Below are 3,065 nucleotides of genomic sequence, written 5' to 3' on the forward strand. Positions count from 1 at the left end.
CTTGCGATATCGGTCGTCATGCTTTGTCCTCGAAGTGGCTAAACGGATTGAAATGCGCGTCTGACCATGCGCATACGTCGAAGTGGCGGTGCAGGCTACGGAAATCATAGGGACGAGTTTAGCGGTTGCATGGGCATCGAATCGGCCATCAGGCAAAAGCCCGCTATAACGGAGCGCGCCGATGTCTTAGAATTGCCGCTTGCCCTTCTTGCGTGAGCCCCATGACCTCTGCATCGGAAGACCGCTGGCGCGATCTGCGCCCGGACCCGGAAAACGACACGCCGCTATACCTGCAACTCGCTCGCAAGCTCGGCACTGCGATTCACGAAAACCGTTGGAACGCGGGTGAAGCGCTGCCCTCCGAGCGCGTGCTGTCCGAAGCGCTCGGCGTATCGCGGATCACCTCGCGCAAAGCCATTGCCCTACTGGTCGAACAGGGATTGATCCGCCGCACCCAAGGCGCGGGTAGCTTCATCACGCCGCGCTATGAAGATCCGCTGTCGCGCCTGTCGAGTTTCAGCGAAATGCTGCGGCGACGCGGTTTTACGCCGAGTTCGAAGTGGTTGTCACGGGAAATTTCGCCGGCTAACCGCGATGAGGTGATTCAACTGGGCTTGTCGCCGGCGGCGGCCGTGACCCGGCTGCGGCGCTTGCGTCTCGCCGACGGCATCGTGATGGCCGTGGAGAATTCCACCTTCCCCGCTGCGGTGATTCCCGATCCTCAGGCAATTGGCGATTCGTTGTACACGTACCTGGAACATCGCGGGCTGACGATCGTGCGCGCGCTGCAGCATTTTCGCGCAGTGAACGCGAATGACGAGATCGCGCAGCAGATGAGCATTGCCCCGAACGAGGCACTGTTGCTGATCACTCGGGTCGGGTACACGGCGGATCAGCGGGCGATCGAGCTGACCGATACCTACTGCCGGAACGATTACTATGATTTTGTGGCGGAGTTGAGGAAGTAGCTTTCTGCCCGCGCGGCGCGTTTTCGCCGCGCCGGTTTCTGTGACCAGACGCCGTACGCAGACAGCCAGGCACCGTGCGCGCAAACAGTCGTCACGCCCATTTCGCCTCGTGAGCCCCGATACGGACCGGCGGCAAATCAAAATACGCAGGCGTCTCATCCAGACGCTCGGCCGGCAGAACCCCGAGAACACGCCCGAACTCGGATTGAACAATCGCAAGGCAATCCTGCACGTCGTCGATGGAAACATCGGGTGCCTTCCAGCCGTCGGAAAGCAATCCAAACGACTGCAACCACCGCCCGGTCTGCGCCAACGACACCCTCACGTGCCAGCTCCCACCTTCGGTGGCTCGCCGCGCCAATGCGGCCATCGCGCCGAAAGCGGCCAGATACCCCGTGGCGTGATCCAACGCCTGACAGGGTAAATGCTTCGGCTCATCCCATCCCGCTGCCTCGCGCTCAGTAAAAGCAATCCCACTCGCGGACTGCACCAGGCTATCGAAGCCGCGCCGCCCGGCCCAAGGTCCCGTGTGCCCATAAGCGCAAACCGAGACGTAGACGATCCCCGGCCGCACCTGCGCCAGTTCCTCGGGACCAAAACCGCGTGCGGTCAGCGCCCCCGGCCGATACGCCTGCAAGAACACGTCGGCGCCCCCGGCGAGACCACGTAAGGTTGCCCGCCCAGTGGCATCGCGCAAATCGACAAGCGCCGAACGCTTGCCCCGCCCGTTATCGATCACCAGCGGTGCGATATTCGGCAAGTGCGGACCGTTGACCATCAGCACCTCGGCGCCATGCTGCGCGAGCGCGCGTCCCGCCACCGGCCCGGCGATGATGCGCGACAAATCCAGCACCCGCACGCCCGTCAGCGGCCGCTCCGCGCCGCCATGCCGTGGTGGCTCGACCGGCGCGTCACCGATGCGCTCGATCTGGAACAACGGCAGCCCCGCAATCGCTTTCGCCTGATCGAGCGCGGCCCACTCGTCGGGCGTGCGAATCAAGGCAGCGCACAAGCCGGCGTCGGCGAGCGTCTGGTCAAGCGCGCCGCCATCCCAACCGCGAATCGCCTCGGCCACCGCCGCGCGATCGTTCGCGCAGCCAAGCACCTTCAGCACCCCTTCGAGATGATGCGGAAAGTTCGTGTGCAGTTGAATCCAGCGGTCGTCGCGCGTCGCGTAGAAACCCATCACCGGATCGCGCAAGGCGGGCGGCGGACCCTCGTCGATACGCAGGTAGCGCTCGCTGCGAAATGAGGCCAGCGCGCGCCGCATCTCCACCGTCACGTGTTGCCGGCGCCCCGTGCGCAAGCGATGGTATTCGGCAGCCGCAAGGCCAGTCGCGGCGATGGTCGCCGAGGCCAACGCGCCGACCCGATAGACCGACGGCAAGCCCGGATCGGTGCCCGCAAGCGAAACGGACCTCAGCGCAGTCGGGTCGCATTCGGCGATTGTCCAGATATGTTTGAGAGCGAGTTCAGGCGTCATGGGGTTCATGTCGTTCATCTCGGAACGGGAAGAAAGTGAGCCGAGTCTAGAATTTCGCCTTGCTGCAATCAATCTTGATTATGATAATCAATATATATTGATTTCTTCGGTTTCTACGCGTTTCCATGCCGCTCTCCTCCCATTCCCTGACCGCTGCCGAAGCCGCTGCCGCGCTCGGCATCAGCCTGCCCACCCTGTATGCCTATGTCAGCCGCGGCATGCTGAGCTCGTCGCCGGATGCGCAAGGCAAGCATCGCCTCTACGACGCCGGCGAAGTGCGGCGGCTCGCGCGGCGCAAGGAAGACGGCAAGCGCGCCGGCAAGGTCGCGCAGAAGGTGCTGGACTGGGGCGTGCCGGTGCTCGAATCGTCGATCACGCTGGTGGCCGATGGCCGCTTGCTCTATCGCGGGCATGACGCCATGGAACTGGCGCGCACGGCATCATTGGAAGATGTCGCGGCGTTGTTGTGGGAATGCAGTGCGAGGCGTATCGCCGATGCCCCGGCAGTCCCGTTCGCCGCCGCTCAGTGGGCGGCCTGGCTCAAGCTCTGGAGCGACAGCACGCCGCTCGACCGCGCGCTCGTACTACTGCCGGCCGCCGCGGCGCAAATGCCG

The 3,065-nt window shown here is 63.9% G+C and carries 3 protein-coding genes; 2 read left to right on the plus strand and 1 reads right to left on the minus strand.

Going from position 1 to position 3,065, the window contains the following annotated elements:
• Positions 1–221: 221 nt before the first annotated feature.
• Positions 222–968 carry a GntR family transcriptional regulator gene (locus VFE81_RS09090; protein ID WP_325044275.1) on the plus strand — a complete coding sequence of 249 codons (747 nt, stop codon included), beginning with the start codon at positions 222–224 and terminating at the stop codon, positions 966–968.
• A gap of 91 nt (positions 969–1,059) precedes the next feature.
• Here VFE81_RS09090 and VFE81_RS09095 read toward each other — a convergent pair whose 3' ends face one another.
• A complete protein-coding gene (locus VFE81_RS09095) occupies positions 1,060–2,451 on the minus strand; it encodes a CoA transferase (RefSeq protein ID WP_325044277.1) in 1,392 nt (463 codons plus the stop codon).
• 125 nt (positions 2,452–2,576) lie between these two features.
• On the opposite strand from VFE81_RS09095, the gene VFE81_RS09100 reads away from it, so the two are divergent.
• A partial coding sequence (locus tag VFE81_RS09100; protein WP_325044276.1) for a helix-turn-helix domain-containing protein occupies positions 2,577–3,065 on the plus strand: 489 nt, incomplete at its 3' end.

It is taken from the genome of Paraburkholderia sp., from assembly GCF_035656215.1.
In the GTDB taxonomy this organism is placed as follows: Bacteria; Pseudomonadota; Gammaproteobacteria; order Burkholderiales; family Burkholderiaceae; genus Paraburkholderia.